Here is a 26295-nt window from a genome sequence, read left to right as displayed (position 1 = left end):
GGGTAGAATGGGGTGCTAGACACTCTGATGAACCGACAGAAAGCCAGGCGATCACAATGAATTACGCATGTTTCAAGGCTTACGATATCCGCGGCCGCGTGCCGGAGCAGTTGAACCCAGAGCTGGCCGAGCGCATCGGCAGGGCCTATGTGGCCGTAATGGGGGCTCGCAAAGTCGTCGTCGGCTATGACGTGCGGCTATCCAGCCCGGACCTTTCCGCTGCGTTGCGGCGCGGACTGACCGCGGCGGGTGCTGATGTCTACGACATCGGCCTGTGCGGCACGGAGCAGGTCTATTTTGCCACCAGCCACTATGGCATGGATGGCGGCATCATGGTGACGGCCAGCCATAACCCCATGGATTACAACGGGATGAAACTGGTGGCCGGCCAGTCGCGGCCCATCAGTGGGGATTCCGGTCTTTACGCGATTCGCGACCGTCTCGACGACGTGTTTGAGGATGCTGAAAAAGCCGGCACCGTGCACCCCCTGTCTATCATGAATGCCTATATTTCCCATTTGCTGGGCTATATAGACCGTTCGACGCTCAAACCGCTGAAATTGGTGGTTAACGCCGGAAACGGTGGGGCAGGGCTGGTGATCGATGCGCTGGAGCCTTACCTGCCTTTTGAGTTCATCAAGGTTCAGCATGAGCCCGATGGCCACTTCCCCCATGGCGTGCCCAACCCACTGTTGCCGGAGAATCGTGCAGCGACGGCCGAGACGGTCAAAAGTGTGGGCGCGGACCTGGGGATCGCCTGGGATGGTGACTACGACCGCTGCTTCTTCTTCGACGAGACCGGTCGTTTCATCGAGGGCTATTACATTGTCGGGTTGCTGGCGGAGCAGTTCCTGCACAAGCATGCCGGCGCCAACATCATCCATGACCCGCGTCTGGTCTGGAATACCCGGGAGCTGGTCAGCGGGGCTGGTGGTGTCGCCGTTGAAAGCAAGACCGGTCACGCGTTCATCAAGCAGCGTATGCGTGACGAGAATGCAGTGTATGGTGGCGAAATGAGCGCGCACCATTACTTCCGCGATTTCGCCTACTGCGACAGCGGTATGATCCCCTGGCTGTTGGTGGCGGAGCGCCTGTCCCAGTCCGGACAGTCGCTGTCCAGCCTGATCGACGAGCGCCTGGTGCGCTTCCCGGCCAGCGGGGAAATCAATCGGACGCTGCGTGATCCGGCCAGGGTGTTACAGCGGATCGAGGCGGTCTATGGTACCGATGCGCTGGCTAAACAGCATATCGATGGCCTTAGTCTGGAATTTGAGCAGTGGCGTTTCAACCTGCGGATGTCGAATACGGAACCGGTGGTTCGTCTTAACGTGGAAAGTCGGGGTGACGCCGATCTGATGTGGCGTAAAACCGATGAGATCCTGGAGGCGATCGAACGCTTCGATCAGACCTGAAATCCCTCTTTTTGGGGGCCAGACAATGACTTGTCGGGTGCCCCGCCCCCCTAAAACTGATCTTCATCAAGGAACCTTTAACTACTCAAGGTTCCTCGTTGTGTCCCGCCGCGCCCCGATCCAATATACCCTCCATAAAAACCCTTTCAGTGGCGTTGTGCCTGTCGCCAGACAGGCGGTCAGTCGGGCCTTATTCCTTTCGAATGGTGCCGGCGGCTTGTCCGGGAGGCGTTATGAAGGCGGAGCTGTCATACCTTCATAGCCGTCTCTTGCAGGCAAAGCGCTGCATGATGCCTTATTTCAATCGGAGAGGAGTTCGTCCATGCATGAGCGTGAATCACCCGGGGCCGGTCGCTGCGAAACCGGCATTAATTGCTCACAGTCCCGGCCGGGACCTGTGGTGGGCAAGGAGGTGGCGGCCTGTGTTGGGGCTGCTGCGGGGACTGGGGCTGTAATGGCAGGAGTGTCCAATGATTAACGATACCGTGGTCGAGTTGTCGCGGTGGCAGTTCGCCGCCACAGCACTGTATCACTTCCTGTTCGTGCCGCTGACGCTGGGCATGAGTTTCATGTTGGCGGCAATGGAAACTGTCTACGTCACCACCGGTAAACAGATCTACCGGGAAATGGCGCATTTCTGGGGCAAGCTGTTCCTGATCAACTTCGCGCTGGGTGTGGCGACAGGTCTGACCATGGAATTCGAGTTCGGGACCAACTGGTCTTTCTACTCGAGCTTCGTGGGCGATATCTTCGGTGCACCACTGGCGATCGAGGGTCTAATGGCCTTCTTTATGGAGTCGACCTTTATCGGTCTGATGGTGTTCGGCTGGAAGCGGCTCTCCAAGGGGCAGCACCTGCTGGTCACCTATCTGGTCGCCTTGGGCTCCAACCTGTCCGCGCTGTGGATTCTGGTCGCTAACGGCTTCATGCAGGACCCGCAGGGTGCCGCCTTCAATCCGGTCACCATGCGGATGGAACTGACCAACTTTGCCGATCTGATCTTCAGCCCGGATGCTCAGGCCAAGTTCGTACACACCAGCATCGCCGGTTACGTGACGGCGGCCATCTTCGTCTCTGGCATCAGTGCCTTTTACATGCTGCGCGGGCGTCACAAGGAATTGGCTCGCCGGTCTTTCCGGATGGCTTCGCTGTTCGGTGTCCTGGCTACCGCCGCGGTAATCACCTTGGGCGACGCTCTCGGTTTCGTTGGCGCTAATGCACAGCCGACCAAGTTGGCAGCGATGGAAGCCATGTGGGAAACCGAGCCGGCACCGGCGCCTTTCAACGTGGCGGCTTGGCCGGATCAGGAATCCCAGACCAACAAGTGGTCGATCCAGATCCCTTATGTGCTCACCCCCTTGCTGACGCATACCATGTCCCAGGAAGTCCCGGGCGTGAAAGAGCTTGAAGCACAGGCTGCAGAGCGTGTTCGCAACGGGATTCCGGCGGTGGAAGCGTTGAAGGTCCTGAGTGCCGATCCGACCGATGCCAATGCGTTGGCGCAGTTCTCGGCGCACAAGAAGGATCTGGGCTATGGCTTCCTGGCGAAGCGGTATTCGCCGGACCAGGATGTGTCCAAGGCGACGAACGAAACGATCGCCAAGGCGGCGAAGGATTCCATTCCCAACGTCTTTACGATGTTCTGGACGTTCCGTCTGATGGTGGCCTTCGGCCTGTTGATGCTGGCCTACTTCGTCCTGGCGGTAATCTTCTCGCTGCGACGCGATATCCATCGTCAGCGCTGGTTCCTGCGCATTGCGCCCTGGATGATTCCGGTGCCCTTTATCGCCTGTGAAATGGGCTGGCTGACAGCGGAAATCGGGCGTCAACCCTGGACCGTCTATGGCGTGCTGCCGACCTGGATGTCCGCCTCGAGCCACAGTGTCGGCTATATGGCATTCTCGCTGGCCGGTTTCGTACTGCTGTACTCGATCTTTATCGCGATCGAAATGTACCTGATGGTCAAGTTTATCCGCAAAGGACCCGATGAGAGCGAATCCTCTTCGGCTCCCGACTATGCTCCGGTTTCCGGTGGCGGTGTTGCGACTGCCGGCGTCATGATGCCGCGCAAGGAGAATTGATATGGAGCTGTATCTCTTTCTCAAAGTACTCTGGTGGGTTCTGCTGGGCGTGCTGTTGATCGGCCTGGCAGTGATGGTGGGTATGGACATGGGCGTGGGTACGTTGCTGCGCTTCGTCGGACGTACCGATACCGAACGCCGTATTGCCCTGAACAGTATCGGTCCCCACTGGGACGGTAACCAGGTCTGGTTCATCCTCGGTGGCGGCGCGATCTTCGCGGCCTTCCCCCTGATCTACGCCACCGCGTTTTCCGGACTCTACATCGTCATGATGTTGCTGCTCTGGACCATGATCGTGCGCCCGCTCGGGTTCGAGTACCGGAGCAAGCTGCCTTCGGCCAAGTGGCGCAATATGTGGGACTGGGCGTTACTGGTCAGCGGTGCGGTGCCGATGATCGTCTATGGCGCAGGTGTGGGCAACATGCTCAAGGGTGTGCCTTTCCACTTCGGCTGGGACCTGACGTCCTACTACACCGGCAGCTTCCTGTCGCTGCTGAATCCCTTCGCGGTCATGTGCGGCCTGCTGTCGCTCTCCCTGTCCATCTATATGGGCGGCGTGATGCTGATGGGGCGCACGGAAGACGATCTCTATAGTCGCTCGCAGAAGGCCGCATCGGGTGCAGCGCTGGTGGCCATCGTCCTGTTCGCTATCGGTGGCATCTGGGTCAGCACCATGAACGGCTTCGTCCTGACGCAAAGCCCGGCTCCGGGTGTGGCGCAAACACCGATGCATCAGGTGGTCCAGGTGGCCTCGGGTGCCTGGTTGAACAACTTCAAGACCTATCCGGTCATGTGGATTGTTCCGGTGCTGGGTTTTGCCGGCATGCTGCTGGGTTTCTTCTCGGTTCGTGGCGGAAAGTCGACCCTGGCCTGGTGGCTGGGTGCGATAGCCTGGATTGGCGTGATCGGAACGGCAGGCTTGAGCATGTTCCCGTTCATGATGCCGTCGATCACCGACCCGTCTCAGAGTCTGACGCTGTGGAACTCGGGTTCAAGCCAGCGCACGCTGCTGTGGATGACCGGCTTCACCATCGTCTTCGTCCCGCTGATCCTCTGGTACACCAGTTGGGCCTTCTACGTCATGCGTGGCAAGGTCAAGGGTGAAGAGGTTGAAGCCGACAGCCACAGCTACTGACGGCGGCATGGAAACTGAGAGGAAAAGGTGATGAAAACATTTCTGTACTTCGTGTTGTATACCTTTCTCGCCATCGCCGCGATCGTCCTGGGCGTTATTATCGGTGACTACGGTTCCTGGTACTTCGCCTGGCTGGTCGGTACCGGCATGATTGTCCTTATCGCCGCGGCAGGTGCGGCGTTGTTCGATAGTCAGGAAGAGGAAGAAACGAACGGCAACGGTGGCGTCCATCGCCACTGAACCCCGTTTGGAAGACAAGAAAGCCGGCTAGATGCCGGCTTTCTTTTTGTTCCGTTCCTCCAGCGATCAGTACGGCGTGACTCCGTTGGTATCGCTGCCACTACCGCCACCACCACGGGCCGTCAAAAGGGTGCAGAGAACGATAGGACCGACGGGGACAACCGAAACGACATCGGGGCCACTCCTTTAGCGGACGAAAAATCAGCCAGCAACGAGTGGGCCGTGTACTAACATTTCCTGGCAGTCGACACCAAACATCCTACCGATTCTAAAATGGTGTGCATGGACACCGTTAGGTCGCTTCCTGGTGGCGCATCTGCCTATCTGGAAGGCACTACCGTCATCATGAGACTGTCGAAATCGCCGTGTTCGTCGAGCACCGTCAACCGATAGTGCCCAGGTTGCGAAAATTGGTAGGAAAGTGCTTGGCCTGATCGGGTATGCGCAATCTGCCGGGTGTTCAGCAACCAGTAAAGCTTGCCGCTGCCTCCCTCGGCGCTCAGCGTAACGGTCGGCGCCTGGCCCGCTGCACCGGCCGGGCGGACGATGCTGTTGGGTTGCAGGCTGGTAATGTGAAGGCTGGTGAGGGGCGGCGCTGAAGCGCTGCAGGTCGGGTCGACGGCGGGCAGACGGCCGGTTTCGCGCAGCCTGGGCGGCAGCCAGGGCAATGCTGCCCGCGGCCAGAGGGCAATATGGCGGATGTGACTTTCCGGTACATCACAGCCGGCACTGAGGCGTTTCCCGTTGGCGTCGTTGACGCGAACCTGAACCGGGTTGCCCAGCCACTTGCTGTCGTCCGGGTCGGGAAAAGTCCGGGGGATCATGCCCTCATAGGTCCAGGCCTGAAAGCGACGTTGGCAGTCCGGATCCTTTGGGCTGCGTGGTGCTGTGCCCAAGGGCCAGCAGACGGTGGTCCGGGTCACCGAGGCCGGGGGCTGCGTCGGCAGGGTTTGCCCCGGCGGCAGCACCGCAAAGGCATGAAACATCAGCGGTGCCGCTGTGACGGCGCCATAGTGGCCCGGGACGGGGGTGCCGTCCGGGCGTCCCACCCAGACACCTACCGTATAGCGGCGATTGACGCCGATGGACCAGGCATCGCGAAAGCCGTAACTGGTGCCGGTTTTCCAGGCGACGGGATCAGCCGATTGCACGGTCGCCCAGGGGGCGGCCTCGTTTGGTGGGGGTGTCGTCAGCATACGGCGGACAATCCAGGCTGCGCCGGCACTGAGCATGGGGTGCTCGTGTACAGGAGCATCCGTCCGGTAGCGAAGATCGCCGGACTTCCCACCGCGTGCCAATGCGGTGTAGGCAGCCACCAGATCCTCCAACCGGGCCCCGACACCACCGAGAATCATCGACAGGTTCGGCTTGGCACCGGCAGGAAAGGTCAGGTTCAAACCGCCCTCTCGCAGGCGGGCGTCGAAATAGGCAGGACCGACACGGTTAAGCAGGTCGACGGCGGGAACATTGAGGGAGCGCTGCAGCGCCTGCTCTGCCGTTACCGGTCCTTCGAAGCCCCCGGAGAAGTCCGAAGGCCGGTAGTCGTCAAAACTGCGCGGGGCATCCAGCAGCAGGCTGGCGGAGTCGATCAGTCCGTTCTGGATGGCCATGCCATAGAGGAAAGGTTTCAGCGTTGAGCCGGGGGAGCGGACCGCCTGGGTCATATCGACATAGCCGAAACGACTGCGATCGAGTAAATCCGCCGAGCCGACATAGGCTTTCACGGCCAGGTTACGGTTATCGACCACCAGTATTGCGGTCGAGGTGCCCGGAGGGAGTTGGCTGCTGTAATCTCGGGCCAGGTTTTGCAGGCGGGCCTGGACGTCGGCGTCGATGGTGGTTTTCAGCGGGTGACCGGGATGTGCGTCGTCGGCCAGCCGGCGGGCCAGCAGTGGCGACAGCATGGGGCGTTGTAACGGCCAGGCGGCGACATGTTCCTGTTTGGCCCGGCGAACCCGTGTGACGGACCAGACGCCATAGCTCTGCAGGCGGTCAAGCACTTTGTTGCGGGCGGCTTCGGCCAGTTTGGGGGCGCGATCCGGGCGCAGGCGGCTGGGCGCCTGGGGCAATACGGCGAGCAGGGCGGCTTCGGCCGGGGTCAGGTCTTTGGCGGGTTTGCCAAGGTAGGCGAAGCTGGCAGCCTGGACGCCTTCCAGGGTCCCGCCGAAGGGCGCGTAATTGAGGTAGAGCGCCAGAATCTGCTTTTTGGACAGATGCCATTCCAGCTGCAGCGCATGGAATATCTGCTTCAGCTTTCCTGTCATGGTGTGCGGGCTGGGCGCGATGATGCGCGCGACCTGCATGGTCAGGGTGGAGCCTCCGGAGACAATCCGTCTGGCCAGGAGGTCCTGTCCCAGTGCGCGGACCATGGCAACCGGATTGATGCCCGGGTGATGCCAGTACCAGCGATCCTCATAGTTCAGCAGGGCCTGCAGGTAGAGCGGCGACACCTGATCCAGTGTCACCGGGTAGCGCCAGACACCCTGCGCATCGGCAAAGGCCCTCAAGGGAGTTCCGTCACTGGCGGTGACGACTACGGCGAAGTTGCTGCGGGCCTTCGGTAACGTCAGCGGAAAACAGCGATCCAGCGCAAGGAACAGGGCAAAGGCAAGCAGGGCGACAGCGAGACCGCCACCCAGCCGGCGTTGCCATCGTCTCATGTCAGGGTTCCACGACCAGATCGGAACGAATGTCGCCACGGCCCCTGAGCGCTGGACGGTACATGGATTCGACCTGGGGCGGCGGAACCTTGTAAGTGCCCGGCGTGACGGCACGTACCAGGTAGATCAGGTGCGTGGTGCCATACTTGTCCAGGCTGACGGCGGCGACATAGCGATCGTCCCGGTATTCTTCGTGGCTGGGCTGGCTGTTCTCGATCAGCGAACTCAGGGAGGTGCCATTGATCGACAGCTGGTCCAGCTTCACCGTATGTGCCAGCGCCTGATTCTCGGGTTCGAGGCCTGCCGGCAGCAGGTCCACGACCAAGGCGTCGGGAATGTAGCGGTCGCTGTCGATGGTGATGTGAGCGAGCAACAGGTCGCCCGACTTCACGGTTCGGTCGCCAAGAGGCCGGCCGTCGAGGGTATAGAAGGTACGGCGGATCTTCAGCGGCGCGAAGTCGGCTTTCGGCGGCGTGGCGGGGTACCCACCGACCGCGAGGGACAGGTAGATCCGCTTTTTGCTCCGTGAGATCAGCGAGAGCCCCTTGGCCAGGTCATCGGCTGTCGGGTGCGCCACGTATCGCGGACTGTCGTCCAGGACCTTGCTTTGCTCGCCCAGACGGAGATCGGCGGAAAAGGTCTGGGTATCGGTCAGCGACAGGCCGGCCATGAACAGGGCGTTGCGTTCCTGTGTGCTTAGCCAGCGGTCGTCATGTAGCGCATCGAAGAGCCCGGCGATCAGGTCGTCGCTGTGGGGAATCTCCAGTTTATAGCGGTGGATCAGGTAGAGCGCCTGGGCTCGGTCGCGAATCACCGAACCGTAGTCGCCGTAGTAACCGTCGGTGCGTGGTTTGCGGAGCTGTGTCAGCGCTTTCTTGAAGGCGTCCCCGGCCAGTTGGTCGTCACCCTGCAGGTGCAGCGCAATGCCCAGTTGCAGTAGCGGCAGCCCACTATGCATTTCATCCCGGTGCTGATACAGGGTACGTAACATCCCCAGCGGAACCCGGTTGACCCGAGCCAATACATAGGCCGCGTAGGCATCGCTGGCGAAGTCCAGGTAATCCGCGTAACGGCGGTAAGCTTGCAGCAGGTTGCGATTTGCGTCCCGCTGCAGATACTGCTGCAAGCGGTCGAGCGCCTGACTGAGCATGGCATCGGGTACGTTCACACCCTGATCGCGAGCGTCGAGCAGGAAGTCCGTGGCATACGGTGTGAGCCAGGGTTCTTCCGGACTGTTGGCATCCCAGAGACCGAAACCGCCGGTGGGTTTCTGCATCTTGGCGATGCGGGCAATGGCATTGTCGATACGGGAAAAACGCGCCTTGTCGGTCATCGGCGTAAGGCCGAAGCGTTGCTGAACACTGCTGTCGGCGAACAGCAAAGGGTAGGCGGCGCTGGTCGTTTGCTCCAGGCAGCCGTAGGGATAGGTCAGCAGCCCGTGCAGGTATTGCGCAATATTCAGTGGTGGTTGCGCCGATACGGTCAGGAAGGATTCCACCGTCGCGGGCACCAGCCCCTTGACCAGTTCCGGGCCCAGGTTCAAGGGCGTGCCGGGTTCCTCGATCTTGAGCCAGTGCCGCGTAATGCCGGGGTACGGAGGGCGCACATCCAGCTTCCACTGCTTGTCCAGGTGTTCGGTGGCGGAGTCCACCTGCATCCGGATGTCGGCTGTGGCCAGCACGGAGTCGGCGCTGACGGGGAAACGGAGCACTTTGCGGTCGCCATCGGCCAGTGTCAGCTCCCGCTCACCGTCTTGCAGGTGCAAGGGGGGCGTGACGCTCAGGTGGACATGGAGGTTTTGCGGCTTCCCGCTCAGGTTGGCCAGGTCCAGCGCCAGGGTCGAATGATCGCCTCCGGCCAGGAAGCGGGGCTTGGAGAGCTGTACAACCAACGGTGCCCGTATTGTCATCTTGCGGTCGCTGCTGCCGAAACGGTCGGTGCTGAAGGCCATGGCCATCAGGCGAACCTGACCGTTGAAGTCGGGCAGGTCGAGGGGGACCGTCGCATTGCCCTGGGCGTCGAGTTTTACCGGGCCGGAGAACAGCGTCAGGAACTTAAGGTGGGCGCGGGCGCGCTGGCCTCCGCGGGTCACGTCGGCGTCGCCGCCGTAACGGAGTTTTGCCATGGGGCCGTCGACCAGCTCGATGACCTTGCCATAGATGTCATAGGTGTCGGTCACATACCGACGCTGCCCGAAGAACGTCTTGGCCGGGTCCGGCGTCTTGAAATCGGTCAGGCTGAGGATGCCCACATCAACAGCGGATAGCGTGACATAGGTGGGTTGGTCGCCGGCATTGTCCACATGGACCTTGATGCCGACCTGCTGCAGCGGTTTGGTGACGTCCGGGGCATCCAGGTGCACGTTCAGGGTGCGGTCGCGGCGATCCAGAGGTAGCGGAATCAGGCCTATAGCGCGGTTGGGTGTGACTTTATCCTGGGCGGTGCCGGGGCGGAATACCACGGTACTGATATAGAGGTCATGCCGCTTCCAGGTCGGGTCGACCGGAATCACGATATCGGTTCCCTTGGCCGGCACGTCGAGCCGTTTGGACCAGAGCAGCCCGTCGCTGTCTTCCACCATGACTAGCGCATTGCCCGCATGGGGCGGTTTGATCGTGAGCTTCGCCTTATCGCCGCCCTTGTAACCCGGCTTGTCGAGCCGCAGGGTCACCTTGTCGGGCTGAGCGCTGGCTGCCTGCTGATTCCAGGACCACCAACCGACGCGGAAGCGGGTGCTGGTGATCAGCCCGGTTTGCGGATCGGTGGCCTCCAGCCGGTATTCACCCCATTGCAGCGGAAAGGTCAGGGTCGTCGGCTCTTGGGTACCAAGGCTTGCGTCCTGCTGATCCAGCGGATAGGTATTCTCGCTGTATTGATAGTGCCATCCCTGGTTGGCGGAATAGGCCCAGTAGTAGGAACGGTCGATCTTGAACAGTTTGACCTGCACCTGCCTGTCGGCCACCAGACTGCCATCCGGGTGTGCCTTGATCAGTTGCAGCCGGACATTGCCGGGCGCGATATAGCCGTCGTCCCCGCGCAACAGTTTTACACCGATCAGGGCGTCTGCCGGCCACACCTGCCGCGTCAGATCCCGGGTGACCGGCCTGCCGCCGGATTCGAACAGGTTGGCGATCAGGTGCAGCTGCAGCGGCGAGTGGATGTTCTGCCAGTGGGAGCTGACCGCGAGGGTGGTGTCTCCCTTGTCGTCGAGGGTTTGATCGTCCAGCGGAATGTTGTCCTGGTAGTGCGCGTCGGCGAGATCGCCGAATTCGAAATCGGGGCGCGTGTCGATCGGTTGGCGATCGGCGGTGACGGTGAGTGTGGCACTGAGTCGATTGCCCGAGGCGGGGGCGCCGTAGAGATAGCTGCCTGCGACCTGAACCTGCATCTCCTGGGCGGGGCTCATGATGCCGGGGGTGGCCTTCAGCGCCAGCTTCATCCGCTCCGGCATAAAGTCCTGCACCTGAAAGTCGAAACTTGCCAGCGGAGCCCGGCTTCCCGGATTGGTGCGTACTTCCAGGTGCCACTGGCCGCTGGGGGCATCGTCGCCCAGGGTGAATTGTGTCTGGTAGTAATTGACGATGCCGGTCGCATCGTCCGGCTGCCAGGTGAAGACTTTGACGGCCTGCTGATCGGCATTGAGCAGTCGGGCATAAAGCGGGCGGCTTAGCAACGGGCTGCCATCCTGGTCCCGAAGCAGGCCCGATACGGTGACCTTCTCACCGGCACGGTAGAGATCGCGGGGGCTGTCGAGGAACACCGTGGAGGCGGTTTCACGGCGCGAGCCCAACTGGAAGCTGGAGAGGTCCAGCGCCGGGCCCGTCAGGGGCAGGAAGGTGACGTCCTGATCCTTCTGGGCGCGTAACAGGGTGAATTTGTTCAGTCGGTAATCGAGCTTGAACAGGCCATCGGCGCCGGTGTTCCCGCTCGCCAGCTCATTGCCATGGTTATCGTCGACCGCCACCTTGACGCCCGCAAGACCCTGGCCGGTTTTCAGCGATGAAGCGACAATCACGGTAGCGTGGTCGTATAGCCGCATCTGGAGGCCGATATCGCTGACGAAGAAATAGGTGCTCTGGATATGACTGTAATCGCCGGGTTGGCGCATGACCGCGAAATACAGACCCGGTTTGTTGAGCTTGTCGTTGTCGCGGATGGGTATGTGAACGGTTTGTCGTTTGTTGGCCGGGGAATTGAGGTCATAGCGGCCGGAGAAGACCAGATCGGCCCGGTTCTGGATCGCATCGTTGAGTTGCCAAAGGCTGGCATCGCCGCTTTGCGTCAGCGAGTAGGCGGTCTTGGCAATCTGGTCGTCACGTATGCGGAAGAATTCGATATTCACCGAGGGGACGTTGACCGTCACCACCGGTAGTCCCTGACTCAGGTCCTTGGGGAGCAGCAGTCCGTTGCTGGCGAAGCTGGCCACAGGCATCACGGCGCGGGTCTTGACCTGCCACTGGCCCGCCTGGGGCAGCGGCTTGTCAAAAGCGCTCCGCAGGCCGGCATCGACACTGATCCGGTAGGTGGTTTCCGGCGTGACATTGGGGAAAAACAGGCTGTGTTGGTCTTTCGAAAGCACCCAGGCTCCTTTGACCGGGCCCTGATCGGTGCTGACGTGCAGGTGATCGTCGTAGCTGGTACCGGCCGTGAGCGGTTGGGAAAAGAGCAGGCTCAGGGCGGGGGCTGATTGATAGCTCTGTTCGGACGCTTTGATGACGGTGAACGGAACCGTCGGCGAACCGGGAGGTGCCGTTTTGGCCTGATGCCGTTTGTCATCGCTGCACCCTTGAAGCAGTAACAGCATGCACGAAATGAGGCAGATTAACGGCGCGGAATAGCGAACGCGGTTCACAAGCACAACTCCCTGTCAGCGGCGCCGGCCCTGGAGCCGACGGATCATTCCCTAGACTAGATCATGATTGTGGCAATCTCATCGCCACAAAGTGGCAAATTGTGGACAGTTGGCAGGCAGGGATCAAGCCGAGAGCCCTGCCAGGGCGTCGTGCAGCGTTTTGTAGGCGCCGGGGGACTGTGCGAGTTCTGCGGGTTTGCCCTGCTGTACCTGTTTCCCGTTCTCCAGCACGACGACATCGTCGACCAGATTGGCCAGCCCGCCAAGCCGGTGCGTGATCAGTAATACGCTGCGACCCCGCATCAACTCGCCAATGGCCTGCAGCAGGTCCCGCTCGGTGAGGGTGTCGAGCCCCTCGGTGGGTTCATCGAGGATGAGGATCGGGGCGTCCAGCAGCAGGGCGCGGGCAATGGCCAGCCGGCGGGCCTGGCCGCCGGAGAGGCGGGCCCCGGCTTCGCCGATGGGTGTGTCGTAGCCTTGGGGCAGTGTCGTCAGGAAATCATGGAGCTGGGCCGTGCGGCAGGCTGCCTCAAGCGTGGCCTGATCGGCATCGGGACGGGCCAGTAGCAGGTTCTCGCGTATCGTCGCGTTGAACAGGTACGGGTCCTGGGAAAGCACCGCGAACTGACTGCGTATCGTATCGGCCGCATAGTCGCGCAGTTCCCTGCCTCCCAGGCGGATGCTGCCTTCCTGGCAGTCCCAGAAGCGCACCAGCAGGTTGAGCAGGCTGCTCTTACCCGCACCGCTGGCCCCGACCACCGCGAGTCGATGACCGAAAGGCAGGTCCAGGTTCAGCGCTTCAAGCGCCCAGGGGCGATCTTCGCCATAGCGGAAGTAGACGTCTTCGAGTCTCAGGTCGGGTTGCGTGGATGGTGCTGCGGGTACTTCCGGCTCGATGACGGCCGGCTGACAATCGACCAGGGTAAAGATGCGGCGGGCTGCAGCGAGACTCTCGCCGAGCATCTGCATGGCCAGCGGCAGGGGCATGACCGCTTCGAAGCTGGCCAGCACGAACAGGGCCAGCATGGCGATATCGGGCGCATGCAGGGTGCCGCTGCGGACGGCGGGAATCGCCAGGATCAGCGCCGCCCACATGGCCAGGGTGGCACAGAGGATTTGGACGCCTTGGGACCACCCGGTCAACCTGCTGAGATCGGCCTGCGCGGCGATCAGACGTTCGGCGTTGGCGTCGGCCCTGTCGGCGTGGGACGCGTCGGCGCCGTAAACCCGCAGTTCCGCGAGTCCTTGAAAACCATCGACCAGGGTGTCGCGCAGCGCGGCACGTTGCGTGATGCTTTGCCGGCCCGGTTCGCGGCCTCGGCGTAACAACAACCATGGCAGGCCGACGCCCGCGCAGAGCAGGAACATGAAGGTAGTGAACGCGACTGGCAGACTGAAAAAGCCCATCACGCCAACGATAAGCACTACGCCAATGGCTCCCACGATAACGGGAACCAGTACACGGAGGTAAATGTGATTGAGGCTGTCGATATCGGCCTGGATGCGATTGAGCAGGTCGCTGCCGCGCAGGGTGCCCAGTCGCGCCGGGGCCAGGGGTTCTATTCGCGTAAAGAACCAGACCCGCAGTTCGGCCAGTAGCCGGAAGGTCGCTTCGTGGGTGACCAGTCTCTCCAGGTAGCGGCCGCCGGTTCGGACGATCGCGAAGGCGCGGATCAGCGCTGCAGGCGTGAAATAGTTGAGCGTGGCGCCGGCGGCACCGGCGATGGCCATGGCGGCGATAAACCAGCCGGCGACGGCCATCAGGCCGATATTGGCGAGGACCGTGGTCAGTGAGAGCAGAATACCTGCTGCCATCCAGCGCCAGTAAGGACGATAGAGCGCCAGCAGGCGGCGCAGATCGTCCTTGGCCTGTTGCGGGTTTTCCGGCGCCATGGTGTCTTCGTCGCGCTTCATCTCAGGCCTCCACTTCGGCTTGCAGCAACTGCGCGTAACGGCCGTTCCGGGCGAGCAGGTCGCCATGCCGGCCCACTTCGGCGACGCGTCCCTGTTCGAGTACGGCGATCTGCTGTGCCAGGCGGACCGTGCCCAGACGGTGGGCGACCAAAAGAATGGTGCGCCCTTCAGCCAGCCTGAGGATGGCGTCGTGAATCAGAGCCTGGCTTTGACCGTCCAGATTGGCCGTGGGCTCGTCCAGCAGAACGATGGGCGCGTCCTTGAGGAAGGCGCGGGCCAGGGCAATGCGCTGTATCTGCCCCCCGGAGAGACCCGCTCCCCGTTCGCCAAGCTGGGTGTCATAGCCATCGGGGAGCGCTTCGATGAAGTCGTCTGCGCCGGCTTGTCGCGCAGCTTCGCGTACGGCTTCGGGGGGCGCGTCCTGCATTCCCAGGCGGATATTGTCGAGCACTGAGCCGGCGAACACATGGGCTCGCTGGGGCACCCAGGCGACGTGGCGCAGCCAGTCTCCGGCATTGATGCTTGTGAGGTCCTGATCGTTGACCCGGATCTGGCCGCTCTCGGCGTGTACGAAGCCGAGAAGGAGATTGATCAGGGTGCTCTTGCCGGCGCCGCTGCTGCCCACCAGTGCCGTAATAGCGCCGCCGGGTACGTCGAGATCGAGACCGTCGAGCGCCGGAGTCTCGTTGTCGTAACGGCACCGGACTGCGCTAAAACGCAGGTTGTAAGTCGTCGCCGGATGCAGGGGTTCGGTCGCAGTGCTGTCATCCGGCAACGGCGTTTCCAGCACCTGCATGATCCGCTCGGCCGCGCCGATGGCTTCCATGCGGGCATGATAATGGGTGCCGAGCGTGCGCAACGGCAGGTAGAACTCCGGCGCGAGGAGCAGCACGAAAAAGCCCGGCTGGAAATGCATCTGGCCGTAAAGCAGGCGGAAGCCGATCAATACAGCCACGACCGCGATGCTGATTGTGGACAGGAATTCGAGCACCACCGAGGAGAGGAAGGCCACCCGCAGGACCTTCATGGTGCTCTGGCGGTAGCTTTCCGACAGCCGGGCGACGACGGCCGCCTCCCGTGCGCCGGCATTGAACAGGCGAATCGTGGTCAGGCCCTGCAGGGTGTCGAGGAAACGGGCACTGAGACGGGCGAGTTGATGCCACTGTTTCTGGTTCAGTTCTTCGGCGCCCAGGCCGATCAGGATCATGAACACCGGAATCAGCGGCGCGGTAATTACCAGAACGAGGCCCGAAACCCAATCGGTGGGAAACACGACGACCAGGATCGCCAGCGGCAGGAAGGTGGTCAGGGCGCGATTGGGCAGCCAGCGGGCAAAAAAGCCTTCCAGGGCATCGACGCCGTCAACGACGCTGTTGGCCAGGTCGCCGCTGGATTGATTCTTGAGCCAGGCCGGACCCAGCGCCTGGATATGCCGCAACAGTTTCGCCCGCAGGGTTCGGCGAATCTCGGCTCCGGCGTTAAACGCGGTACGCTCACTGGCCCGGGCCAGTGCGAAACGCAGCAGGAACAGCGGCAGGAGTGCCGCCAGTACCGGCCAGACCTGCGCCAGCCCGGCGCTGTCCATAACCACCCGGTTGATCACCCAGGCCAGCAGGGCAGACTGGATCACGATGAGTAACCCGGCCGTCAACCCAAAGCCTACCGTCCAGGCCAGGGGGCGACGTACCAGTGGTGACATCCGGGCGAGCCAGCGCTCGATGGTTTTTTGCTGGGAACGGCTTGTATTCAAGGCGAAGGATCACTTCAAACAGCGGAAACGACAGGGCGCCAGTGTATCTTATTCAGGCCCTCGCGGAATCGTGGGGTGACCGCTTTCTGCAAAAACCTTGAGCTGCGACAGGTCTTTTCCGCGGTCCCCCGGGCAATTCCCCCAGCCTCAGAGAGGACGTGCCGGCGGTGCCATAAATTCAGGCCCGACCGGGTCCTTGATGCAATGATCGAGGATGCCGTCGATATCCTTCATGGCCGATGCGTCCAGATGCCAGCCCTGGATCTCGTCGATGGGATCCAACTGGTCGGGGCGCCGCGCTCCCCAGAGTGCCACGGTGACGCCGGACTGATCGATCAGCCAGCGCAGGGCCAGGGCCAGCACACTGCGACCGTAACGGTCCCGAGCCAGTTGGTCCAGTGCCTTGACGGCCGCCAGGTATTGGTCGAAACGGGCACCCTGGAACTTGGGGTCGTTCTGGCGCAAGTCGTCGCCGTCGAAATGCCGGGCTTTGTCCATCTTGCCGCTGAGCAGACCTCGGCATAGTGCGCCGTAGGTAATGGTGGCGATATTGCGGCGCCGGCAATAGGGCAGGATCAGGTCGTCCGCCTGGCGTTCGAACAGGTTGTAAGGGGGCTGGTTGCTGTGCAGGGGCGCGTATTTCTGGAACTCGTCCATCTGCTCCGGCGAGAAATTGCTGACCCCGATTGCGCGGATCTTCCCGGCGGTGTAAAGCCGCTCCATGGCTCTGGCGGTTTCTTCGATGGAGACGCGCGGGTCTGGCCAGTGAACCTGATAGATGTCGATATAGTCGGTCTTCAGGCGCCGCAATGAATCCTCGATCTCCTGCTCGATGCGGGGGGCGGAAGCGTTGCGCCAAACCTTGTTGGCATCGGCATCCCATTCCAGTGCCACCTTTGTGGCCAGGACGACCTTCTCGCGGCGGCCGCCTTCGGCCAGTGCCTTGCCGACGATCTCTTCCGAGCGACCGAAGCCGTAGACGGGGGCCGTGTCGATCAGGGTGATGCCACGGTCGATGGCCGAATGCAGGGTTTCGATGGATTGCCGTTCATCGGTGCCGCCCCACATCCAGCCGCCGATGGCCCATGTCCCCAAACCGATGCGGGGGACGAGAATGTCAGTGGTTCCCAAACGTATCGTGTCCATGACCGTCTCCTTGACAAAAGGGTGGCTGTATTGGGCGAGGCCGCTGCCCGACCGTTCCTGGGGTATCGATAAAAAGGGACGGTACGAACGACCGGATATCGGCTTGCGTCCAGCAGGACGGTGCGGGTGCGGACCCGTGGGAAATAAACACTGCTACGTTAACACCCCCGGCGAGAGGATGCGATTGGGTTTTCCGTCTGAGCCTGTCGTTTGGGGCTGGTTGGTCTGTGGGGCGTACCTAAATCCAATCGTTGAGCATGAAGCCAATACCGAATCGATGGATCCGGTGGTTGTAATCGATCAGGCTTTCGCCGTAAGCGTTGACATACTGCACGAAAACCCGGAAGGAATCGGACAGTGGATAGCTGTAGCCCAGTTCGAACGAAGTCAGGTTGTTCTCTCGCTTGAGATTGTTGTGTAGCTCAATGCTGAGACGTTGATTACCCCGCATTTTCCATTCGGCAATATAGTCGGCGTAGCCCAGATAATCCTGGATGTCCGGGTTGTCGTCGTTTGAAGGGTTTTCCGGTATCCGGTACCAGGGGCGTATCGCAAAGAACCAGCGGCTGGTGCTATAGGCCGCTGAGGCAGTGATACGGTTCCAGCTCCGCGAGAATGGGTCACTGCGGCCGTTGGATTGGTGGTCGATGCCGAGTGTTACCGCATCCAGGCTGCCCGGGCCGATATGGTAATTGGTGGCATAACGCACGAAAAATTCGGGCTCGTAATTGGTTTCACGAAAAGGCGACGAGTAGTTGTGGTTATACGCCTGCCAGAAAGAACGTTGGGTGTAGGCGAGCCAGAGGGTTGTGCGGTCGTTGAAATAGCCGGTCAACAACGGCATGCGGAAACTGATCTGGAATTTGACTTCCTGCTTGTCCAGTTCGCTGCCGTAGGGTGATGAACCGTATTGCGGGCTAAAGGGCGCCTGGTTCGGATTGGACACATAGGAGAAGGGCAGCACGTACATCGGCCGGTAAGGCAGAAAACTACCGGAGTACGAGAACAGGGCCTTCTCCTTTTTCATGTAATTGTCCAGCAGGGACTCGTTGTCGGTGCCGTCGGTTTCACTGCTGACAGCCTTCTGGACCTCGGCCTTTTTTGCCGCCGAGGCTGACTGCTGCGCCTGTTGAGGCGGGAAATAGGTGTCGTAGCAGGCCAGTCGTGAAACTCCGTCGGTGATCAGGGAGCAATCCTGAAGCATCACTGGCGGTGGTTCGCCACCGGCCGATCCGTCGGTCGTGGCGGCTTGCTCTGCCGCGAGCAATGGGGTGGATAGGGTCGCCAGCATGAATGGCAAAACTGTCCAGGTTTTCAAGAGAGGGCTCCCGTGGGTACTGCGGGCACAATGGATACGGCGGTTCCACTGCGGCTTTGCTGGATGCTTTGCCAGGTTTTGCCAATCCCGTAGGCCCATAAGGCAAGTAAGGTAATCGTCAGGATGATCAATATCAGTCGTTGCACGCCCTGGCGGGGAGCGTCCGTAGCGGCTGCAACCCAGCGCAGGTACATCAGGCCCAGGAAACTCAGGAACAGGAGCAGGCTGGCCAGGGCAGGAATCAGTAACCAGGCGGGATGCAGCGGGTTCGCGGCAGAGTGCTGGCGAAAAATCGTCATGCTACCGACGAGAACAGCAAGCGCGGTGAACTCCAGTGTCAGCAATCTCCTGCGCCAGCGGCTCATGTCTGCCATGGGGTTATATGTCTCCTCGGTGCCTGCGAATGACCATCTGCCTGCCGGAAGGTCGACGGTGCCAAAATGGCCCGGCCAGTCTACCCGTTTGCCTTCGGGGCAACCAGTGTCTGCACTATCGACTCTTGACGCGGGTCCATAGATCGGCCGGTTCTGTTTTCGCTGCCTTGACCACCCGCTATAATGCCAGCACTGTTGTTGAAGAAATGACACAGATGAAAAAAGGCGGCTGTTGAGGAAATGCGGCGACAAATGGATCGCAGGCGTCCCTCGAGGTTCCGGAATTACCCAGTTGCGATGCACCGAATACCACTCAAATAACGAGGTGATCCGTGAAAAAACTGATGGTTGCGCTGGCTTCGGTCGTTTTTGGTTTTGCCGTGACCGGGTATGCGATGGCGTCGGCGAAGTCCGCTGATGAAGAGATCAAGGCTCGTATCGCACCAATCGGTGAAGTCTGTGAGCAGGGGCAGAGTTGTGGTAGCGCGGCGCCGGCCCAGGCTTCTGCGGGTTCAAGTGGCAAACCGCGTACCGGTAAGGAGATCTTCGAACAGGTTTGTACCGCCTGCCACACACCGGGTGCGCTGGGTGCTCCCAAGTTTGGCAACAAGGCCGACTGGGCGCCGCGTATCGCCAAGGGGATGGATACGCTTTATCAGCACGCACTCAACGGCTTTAACGCCATGCCGCCACACGGTACCTGCACCAACTGTTCCGAACAGGAAATCAAGGAAGCCGTCGATTACATGACGAGCCACAGCAAATAACCATTGGTCCTGCCCTGAGGCATCGGGCCGAATCGTCCGATGCCCTTCGGCACTTCAGTCGTCGCGCAGATTGCCCAGCAGTGCTGACAGCGTGGCTTTCCCCTTGCGTTGGTTCTCTTCCCGGTTGAGGTCACCGATACCTTCCCAGACCAGGTCGTCCGGTGGCATTTCGTCGAGGAAGCGGCTGGGAATGGTCTCGATCTTCTCGCCATACTGTTTGCGCTGTGCGGCGAAGGTGAGGGTCAGCGTCTGCCGCGCCCGCGTGATGCCGACGTACATCAGGCGGCGTTCTTCCTCGATGGTGCCTTCCTCGATGCTGGTGCGGTGGGGCAGTATTTCTTCCTCGAGTCCCATGATAAACACATGGGGGAACTCGAGTCCCTTGGATGCGTGAAGGGTTAGCAGCTGCACCTTGTCGCTATCGTCCTCTTCTTCGCGTTGTTCGAGCATATCCCGCAATATCAGGCGGGTAATGGCGTCTTCGATGCCAAGTTCGTCGGCCGTGCCGCGGTCGGACTCCAGGGTTTTGCGCAAGCCATCCATCAGGAACCAGACATTCTCCATGCGACGCTCCGCCTGCTTTGGCGTATTGCTGTTCTGGTGCAGCCATTCCTCGTATTCAATATCCGTAAACAGTTGCTTGATCACCGGGATCGGATCTTCGCTATGCACGCGGCGGCAGGTGGCGTCCAGCCAGTGGGCAAAGCGGCGTAGCTTGTCCAGTCCACGCTCAGTGACATGTTCGGTAACGCCGATATCGTGCAGCGCACGAAACAGGCTGATCTTCCGCTGGCGGGCATAATGTCCCAGCTGTTCCAGTGTGGTGGGGCCAATCTCCCGGCGCGGTACATTGACGACCCTCAGGAAGGCTGCATCGTCATCCGGGTTGATCAGCAGGCGCAGATAGCCCATGGCGTCCTTGACCTCGCTTCGGGAGAAGAAGGACTGGCCACCGGAAATCCGGTAGGGCAACTGATAGGCCTGCAGTTTCATTTCCAGAAGACGGGACTGATGGTTGCCCCGGTAGAGCACGGCGAAATCCCGGAATTCCAATCCTCGCTTGAGTTTCATGTCGAGGATTTCGGTGGCGATCCGCTCTGCCTCGGCGTCTTCGCTGCGGGTACGCAGGATACGGATTTCATCACCGATGCCGTGCTCGCTCCACAGGGACTTCTCGAAAACGTGAGGGTTGTTGGCGATCAGCACGTTCGCTGCCCGCAGGATGCGGCTGGTGGAGCGGTAGTTCTGTTCCAGCTTGATGATGCGCAGGCTTGGGTAGTCGGTTTTCAGCTGTACCAGATTCTCCGGCCGGGCGCCGCGCCAGGCATAGATCGACTGGTCATCGTCGCCGACGACGGTAAAGGCCGCGCGTTGTCCGACCAGCAGCTTCACCAGTTCGTACTGGCTCAGGTTGGTGTCCTGATACTCGTCGACCAGCAGGTAGCGGATGCGCCGTTGCCATTTGTCCCGAATTACAGAGTATTGCTGGAACAACTGAACGGGGATTCTGATCAGATCGTCGAAGTCGAGGGCGTTATAGGCTTTGAGATAGGTATTGTAGTGCTCGTAGATCACGGCGAAGCGTTGCTCTCGCTCGTCGCGGGCGTGACTGAGCGCGTAAGCCGGATCGCGCAGATCGTTCTTCCAGTTTGAGATGACCGTCTGGATCTCGTTGACTTCGTCGCCGCTGTCTGGCGAGTCCTTCATCAGCAGGTCGCGAAGTAGAGCCTTGGCGTCCTCGGCGTCGAAAATGGAGAAGCCTGGGTGGTATCCCGCGGCTTCGTGTTCCTCGCGGATGATATTCAGGCCGAGATTGTGGAACGTCGAGACCATCAAGCCACGGGCTTCAGCCTTACTGACCAGCCGGCTCACGCGTTCTTTCATTTCGCGGGCGGCTTTGTTGGTAAAGGTGACGGCGGCGATATGTCGGCCCGGGATGCCGGCGTGCTCGATCAGGTGGGCGATCTTGCGCGTAATAACGCTGGTCTTGCCGCTGCCGGCGCCGGCCAGCACCAACAGGGGACCTTCAAGATAACGGACGGCTTCCCGCTGGCGGGGGTTGAGCTGAGACACGGATGCTTCCACAGAACCACGGAACGGCGATCATGTTACCCCAAAAAGCAGTGGTGCTGCCCGGCTATTTGTTGGGGGTTTTCCGCTTTATATTTGTGAATCATGAGGTTGTGTGCTTTTATTTGCGTGGGGTTATACCAATGTCAAACCGGCTCGTTATCTCGCTTCGCCTGGAATTCGGCTATGCTAGGAAATGTATGCCGAGCGATATGCGAAATTTCGAGCACGTCCGTTCAGGGGTTCCAGTAAACCGGTTCCAGAAGGGAATGAGCAGGTACCAGAGGGAGCGCTTTACCGGTGTTGGATAATGAGGCCGATCCGCCCAGCCAGAGTAGGATCCCGCTGCTTGTCCTTGTTGACGAGTTGGCGTTGTTCTTGTGGTATCGGGATCTACTGACCAGCGCACCGGACTTCAGCGCCCAGGTGACCTGGTGTCCTGAGTTGGCGTCTTGTGAAGACCTGATCCTGAATGCGAGTTTCGATGCCATTCTCTGGGATATCGGTTTTCATCATGGTTCCGCCGATGCCTTTCTGCAGTTTCTGATTGCCTCTACGGGTGACCGTCCGGTGATCGCCTTGGGCGGTTTCAGTGAGGATGATCTGGCACCGGCGATGCTTGCGGCCGGTGCGGCAGATTATCTCGAGCGACGTTCGCTGGATCACTGGAACCTCTGTCGCGCGGTGCGCGGTGCCTGGTACCGGCAGCAGGCCAGCGTGTTCTCAAAGGGTGTTCTTTCCCGGAATGTCGCCAATGGATTCGTCAATCGCGAACTCTTTTTCGAACGGTTGCAGCAGTCCCTGAGGCGAGCCGAACGTAATCATCAAAGGCTCGCGCTTCTTCACCTCAATCTCGATGACTTCAAGTCGGTCAACGACACCTACGGGTACAAGGTCGGTGATCTGTTGATCCTGCGGGTCGCGGAACGATTGCGGGATGCCCTGCGCGGGAGTGATTCGCTGATGCGGATCGGCGGCGATGAGTTCGCTGTGGTCCTTGAGCGCATCGAAGACTCCATGGAAGTCACCCTGGCCCTGCAAAAGATCATTGAGAGTTTCAATGCGCCGATTACGGTCGACGGTCAGTCGCTGGTGGTGACGGTGAGCATCGGGGTGGCGTTGTTCCCGGATGCCGGCGATGTGCCGGAAACGCTGTTGCGTCAGGCCAACCGCGCCATGTTCGAGGCCAAGCGCGATACCGGTAACAGCTACCGCTTTTACAATCGCCAGTTGCATCTTACCGTCGGCCGGCAGTTGGAGCTGGAGGCGGATCTGCGCCATGCCTTGCGCAGCAACCAGCTGGCGCTGCACTTTCAGCCACGTATCGACCTGGAGACCGAGCAGGCGAAGGGGGTCGAATGCCTGCTACGCTGGTATCACCCTGAACGGGGTGTGATCCCGCCGGATGAATTCATCCCGGCTGCCGAGCGTAGCGGGTTGATTGTGCCGATCGGCTATTGGGTGATTGAACAGGCCTGCAATTATCTGCGTCAGGCCAATGCACTGGGATATCGGGAACTGGTATTCGCCGTAAACCTGTCGTTTCGCCAGTTTCATGACCGCAAAATGACGGAAACCATCTTCCGTATCATCTACAACGCCAATATCGATACCCGTCTGCTGGAACTGGAACTGACGGAAAGTGCCATGATGCACGATCCTGTCTATGCCCAGCGTTGCCTGCGTGAGCTGAACCAGTTGGGCATCAGTTTCGCGCTGGACGATTTTGGTACCGGCTTTTCCTCGCTTAGCAATCTACAGCACTTGCCTATTTCACTGGTCAAAATCGACAAATCCTTCGTCCAGCGGGTGGGCGAAAGCCAGGATGCCGAGCATATCGTGCGCGCCATAATCAGCCTGTCCCACAGCCTGCAGATGAGTGTGGTTGCGGAAGGTGTGGAAACGGCCGCGCAGGCAGAGTTCCTTCGCGGTTGTCATTGCGATGAGGTGCAGGGTTTCTATTACGCGAAACCCATGCCCTGGGACGATCTGCTGGCCTTCCTCGAGCAACGCCGTCAGGCGGCCTCTTCCTGCGAGCCGGGCTGATCATCTTCCGGTATCTTCGCCGGAAGTCGTACCCTCACTGTGCAAGCGGGTTCGAAACGCTATAATGCCCCTCCGGCCTATTTCTCCGGCGCTCCCGCAAGGGTGGTCGTGCCGCGTTTTCGCCATTTGCAGTCAGCTTTCCGAGGTGTCATGGATATTATCTTTCAGCGTATTGCCGAAGAACTTCAGGTTCGGACCGAACAGGTCCGCGCCACGGTCAACCTGCTCGACGACGGCGCCACGGTGCCTTTTATCGCGCGTTACCGAAAGGAGGTGACCGGTTCGCTGGACGATACGCAACTGCGGACATTGGAAGAGCGCCTGCGTTACCTGCGTGAGCTTGAAGACCGGCGGGGGACCATCCTCGACAGCATCCGCGAACAGGGCAAGCTGACCGACGAGTTGGCCAGGGCGATTTCTGAGGCGGATACCAAGAACCGCCTGGAAGATCTCTATCTGCCCTACAAGCCAAAACGCCGGACCAAGGCCCAAATTGCGCGGGAGGCGGGTCTCGAGCCGCTGGCCGATCTGCTGTTCGGTGAACCGTCCCGTGATCCGGAAACCGAAGCTGTCGCCTATGTGGATGCCGATAAAGGCGTCGAAGATGCCAGGGCAGCATTGGAAGGTGCGCGTCACATACTGATGGAACGTTTTGCTGAGGATGCGGAGCTGCTGGGCCAGTTGCGCGATTACCTCTGGAATGAAGGCGATCTGACGGTTTCTGTCATAGAGGGCAAGGAAAACGAAGGTGCCAAGTTCCGCGATTATTTCGAACACCGGGAGCCCCTGCGTAAGGTACCGTCCCATCGGGCGCTGGCGATTTTGCGCGGTCGTAATGAAGGGGTTCTGAATTTTGCCATCACGATAGGCGATGCCGATGGCGATCGCTCGGTGGTGCATCCCTGTGAACAGCGGATCGCTGCACACTGGAATATCGCCGACCGCGGTCGTCCGGCCGATCGTTGGCTGGCCGAGGTGGTGCGCTGGACCTGGCGGGTCAAACTCAGCCCCCACCTGGAAACGGAACTGGTTGGTCAGGTGCGGGACAGTGCCGAAGATGAAGCCATTCACGTCTTTGCCAACAACCTGAAGGACCTGCTTCTGGCAGCGCCGGCAGGGCCTCGCGCCACGTTGGGGTTGGACCCCGGTCTGCGTACCGGCGTCAAGGTGGCAGTGATCGATGCGACCGGTAAGGTCATCGACTACGGCGCCATTTTCCCTCATGCACCGCAAAACCGCTGGCGCGAATCCCTTGAGCAATTGGCGAAATGGTGCCGGCAGCACGCTATCGAACTGATTGCTATCGGTAATGGCACGGCCTCCAGGGAAACCGAGAAACTGGCGGCCGAATTGATCAGCCTGCACCCGGAACTCAAACTGACGCGCGTGCTGGTCAACGAGGCAGGGGCGTCGATCTATTCAGCGTCCGAATATGCCTCCCGTGAACTGCCGGAGCTGGATGTCACCATTCGTGGTGCGGTCTCTATTGCGCGCCGTCTGCAGGACCCGCTTGCCGAGCTGGTGAAGATCGAGCCGAAGTCCATCGGCGTCGGCCAGTATCAGCACGACGTCTCCCAGGTGCGGCTTGCGCGGAGCCTGGATGCCGTGGTGGAGGATTGCGTCAACGCGGTCGGTGTCGATGTCAATACGGCTTCAGCACCGCTGCTGGCAAGGGTCTCTGGCCTGAATCAGGTTATTGCCCAGAATGTTGTTGATTACCGTAATCAAAACGGTGCCTTCCGCCGTCGTAAGGACTTCCTTAAAGTTTCCCGTTTGGGCGAAAAGACCTTCGAGCAGGCAGCGGGCTTCCTCCGCATCGTCAATGGCGATGACCCGTTGGACAGTTCGTCCGTGCATCCCGAGGCCTATGGCCTGGTTGAAACCATTGCGAAGCAAAGTGGGCGGGAGCTGCGCTCGCTGATTGGCGATGCCCAGTTTTTACGGAAGCTGGATCCCAAGGCGTTTGTCAGCGAAAGTTTTGGTCTACCGACGGTGCGGGACATCCTGGCAGAATTGGAGAAGCCGGGCCGCGACCCTCGCCCCGAGTTCCGCTTTGCGACCTTCCAGGAAGGCGTGGAAACCCTGAGCGACCTCAAGCCAGGCATGACGCTGGAGGGGAGCGTTACCAATGTCACGAACTTCGGGGCATTTGTCGATATCGGCGTCCACCAGGACGGGCTGGTCCACATTTCGGCGTTGTCCCATACCTTCGTCAAGGATCCGCGCGATGTTGTCAAAGCTGGTGATATCGTCAAAGTGAAAGTCCTGGATGTGGACGTGCCGAGAAAGCGGATTTCCCTATCCATGCGGATGGATGATGAGCCGGGGAGTGCGAAAGCGGGCGGCGCGAAGTCCGGCGGTGCCAAGTCGACAGAGTCGCGCACTGGCGGTCGCCGCTCGCCGGCTTCCGATAAGCGCTCGTCATCGCCCGCCAATGGTGGCGCAATGGCGGGTGCGTTGGCGCAGGCCTTTGCCGCAGCCCGGAAAGGCGACCGCCGTTAGTCGGCCGCTCGATCGACAACGTACATCT

At 60.5% G+C, this 26295-nt stretch carries 15 protein-coding genes; 7 read left to right on the top strand and 8 right to left on the bottom strand.

What is annotated here, in order from left to right; genetic code table 11:
• Positions 1–56: 56 nt before the first annotated feature.
• The 4 genes from CLR77_RS17945 (at position 57) to CLR77_RS17930 (ending at position 4868) form a co-directional block, all read left to right on the top strand.
• Positions 57–1412: a phosphohexomutase domain-containing protein gene (locus CLR77_RS17945; RefSeq protein WP_097462083.1), complete on the top strand. Its 1356-nt coding sequence runs from the start codon at positions 57–59 to the stop codon at positions 1410–1412.
• A 470-nt stretch (positions 1413–1882) separates the two neighbouring features.
• Positions 1883–3493 (top strand): cytochrome ubiquinol oxidase subunit I, encoded by a 1611-nt coding sequence (locus tag CLR77_RS17940; RefSeq protein WP_097462082.1) that lies wholly within the window; start codon positions 1883–1885, stop codon positions 3491–3493.
• Position 3494: 1 nt separating this feature from the next.
• Positions 3495–4628 (top strand): cytochrome d ubiquinol oxidase subunit II, encoded by a 1134-nt coding sequence (gene cydB / locus CLR77_RS17935; RefSeq protein ID WP_097462081.1) that lies wholly within the window; start codon positions 3495–3497, stop codon positions 4626–4628.
• A gap of 30 nt (positions 4629–4658) precedes the next feature.
• A complete protein-coding gene (locus tag CLR77_RS17930) occupies positions 4659–4868 on the top strand; it encodes a hypothetical protein (protein ID WP_097462080.1) in 210 nt (69 codons plus the stop codon).
• 320 nt (positions 4869–5188) lie between these two features.
• Here CLR77_RS17930 and pbpC read toward each other — a convergent pair whose 3' ends face one another.
• The 7 genes from pbpC to CLR77_RS17895 all read right to left on the bottom strand — a co-directional run bounded on the left by pbpC (position 5189) and on the right by CLR77_RS17895 (position 18882).
• Entirely contained in the window at positions 5189–7528 is a 2340-nt protein-coding gene (gene pbpC, locus CLR77_RS17925) for a penicillin-binding protein 1C (RefSeq protein WP_097462079.1), read from the bottom strand.
• A 1-nt stretch (position 7529) separates the two neighbouring features.
• Positions 7530–12380 carry an alpha-2-macroglobulin family protein gene (locus CLR77_RS17920; RefSeq protein WP_097462078.1) on the bottom strand — a complete coding sequence of 1617 codons (4851 nt, stop codon included), beginning with the start codon at positions 12378–12380 and terminating at the stop codon, positions 7530–7532.
• Between the two features lie 123 nt (positions 12381–12503).
• Positions 12504–14294: a thiol reductant ABC exporter subunit CydC gene (gene cydC / locus CLR77_RS17915; RefSeq protein ID WP_198962816.1), complete on the bottom strand. Its 1791-nt coding sequence runs from the start codon at positions 14292–14294 to the stop codon at positions 12504–12506.
• Position 14295: 1 nt separating this feature from the next.
• Positions 14296–16044: a thiol reductant ABC exporter subunit CydD gene (gene cydD / locus CLR77_RS17910; RefSeq protein WP_198962815.1), complete on the bottom strand. Its 1749-nt coding sequence runs from the start codon at positions 16042–16044 to the stop codon at positions 14296–14298.
• A gap of 147 nt (positions 16045–16191) precedes the next feature.
• Complete coding sequence (locus tag CLR77_RS17905) at positions 16192–17190, bottom strand: aldo/keto reductase (RefSeq protein WP_097462077.1); 999 nt, start codon at positions 17188–17190, stop codon at positions 16192–16194.
• A gap of 238 nt (positions 17191–17428) precedes the next feature.
• A complete protein-coding gene (locus CLR77_RS17900) occupies positions 17429–18508 on the bottom strand; it encodes a phospholipase A (protein WP_227519994.1) in 1080 nt (359 codons plus the stop codon).
• Entirely contained in the window at positions 18505–18882 is a 378-nt protein-coding gene (locus tag CLR77_RS17895) for a hypothetical protein (protein ID WP_097462076.1), read from the bottom strand. Before CLR77_RS17895 ends, CLR77_RS17900 begins: the two co-directional genes overlap by 4 nt.
• 332 nt (positions 18883–19214) lie before the next feature.
• Here CLR77_RS17895 and CLR77_RS17890 point away from each other — a divergent pair, with 332 nt between their 5' ends.
• Positions 19215–19649, top strand: a complete 435-nt coding sequence (locus CLR77_RS17890) for a c-type cytochrome (protein ID WP_227519993.1) — start codon at positions 19215–19217, stop codon at positions 19647–19649.
• 54 nt (positions 19650–19703) lie between these two features.
• Here CLR77_RS17890 and rep read toward each other — a convergent pair whose 3' ends face one another.
• Positions 19704–21722, bottom strand: coding sequence for a DNA helicase Rep (gene rep / locus CLR77_RS17885; RefSeq protein WP_097462075.1), 2019 nt, complete (start codon positions 21720–21722; stop codon positions 19704–19706).
• 297 nt (positions 21723–22019) lie between these two features.
• Here rep and CLR77_RS17875 point away from each other — a divergent pair, with 297 nt between their 5' ends.
• A complete protein-coding gene (locus CLR77_RS17875; protein ID WP_227519992.1) occupies positions 22020–23765 on the top strand; it encodes a putative bifunctional diguanylate cyclase/phosphodiesterase in 1746 nt (581 codons plus the stop codon).
• A 150-nt stretch (positions 23766–23915) separates the two neighbouring features.
• Positions 23916–26267: a Tex family protein gene (locus tag CLR77_RS17870; protein ID WP_097462073.1), complete on the top strand. Its 2352-nt coding sequence runs from the start codon at positions 23916–23918 to the stop codon at positions 26265–26267.
• The last annotated feature ends 28 nt before the right edge of the window (positions 26268–26295 follow it).

The organism is Mangrovitalea sediminis (assembly GCF_002514725.1).
Classification (GTDB): domain Bacteria; phylum Pseudomonadota; class Gammaproteobacteria; order Pseudomonadales; family Oleiphilaceae; genus Mangrovitalea; species Mangrovitalea sediminis.
The sequence above is the reverse complement of the archived record's forward strand: the minus strand, read 5'-3'. Positions and strand labels throughout refer to the sequence as shown.